Source organism: Mesorhizobium sp. M6A.T.Cr.TU.014.01.1.1 (assembly GCF_004022765.1).
GTDB classification, from domain to species: domain Bacteria; phylum Pseudomonadota; class Alphaproteobacteria; order Rhizobiales; family Rhizobiaceae; genus Mesorhizobium; species Mesorhizobium mediterraneum.
The window spans coordinates 1-870 of record NZ_RZPG01000073.1; the positions used below are offsets into that span (position 1 = coordinate 1).

Sequence of the window (870 nt, forward strand, 5' to 3'; positions counted from 1 at the left end):
GATTGAGGGGAGCTCTTGGCTTGAGAGCCTAGTTCTTTGTGAAGTCGCAAGAAATTTTGGAATCTATAGTTTGGCTATATGGGTTCGGTCCTGGCTCCGTGGAGATATGATTTGGAACATTGGCTTTGCGCGGTGCAGCATCGTCTCTGTTTTTTCGTCAACGCCGATTACTCGGCTGACCGCTAACCGTTACACCGCGTCGAACACCACCGTCTGTTCCAGCCCGCCGCCCGGGCGGTTTTCCAGCGTTACCGTGCCCCCGTAGCGCTCGATGATCTCCTTGGCGATGGCGAGGCCAAGACCGGCTCCGGGGACGGATTGCAGGCGGCCGGGGTTGACGCGGAAGAAGGGCTCGAACGCCTTGTTCAGGAGTTCCGTGGGTATGCCCGGGCCATGGTCAGATATGGTCAGCACGGCGCGATTGTCGGCTGCGGCCAGGTCGATGCGGCACGCCTTGCCATGGGTGGCGGCGTTGACGATCAGGTTGCGCAAGGCGCGGCGCAGGCCAAGCGCGCCGGCCCGCACGCAAACCTTGTCCAGGTGCCCGATCGACACGGCATGGCCGAGCGATGCCATCTCGGCTTCGATATCGCGCACCGTCTTTGCCAGGTCGACCGGTTCGACGGCGTCCTGGTTCACCTCTTCGCGCACCAGACGGATGGCGCTGTCGGCGATGCGGTCGAGTTCGTCGAGGTCGTGAAGCCATTTGTCGCGTTCGTCGTCGAGGAATTCGGCGCGCAGCCGCATGCGCGTCATCGGCGTTCGCAGATCATGGCCGGCGGCGGCGACCAGCCGCATGCGGCTTTCCATGGCGGTCCGCAGCCGCGACGAGAGTTGGTTCAGCGCATGCGCGGTGGCCTTGACCTCGGC

General features: G+C 63.2%; 1 protein-coding gene. It reads right to left on the reverse strand.

Features of this window, described 5'->3' with window-relative positions; genetic code table 11:
* Positions 1–189: 189 nt before the first annotated feature.
* The coding region (locus EN885_RS33005) for an ATP-binding protein (protein ID WP_245493196.1) at positions 190–870 on the reverse strand (681 nt) is incomplete at its 5' end.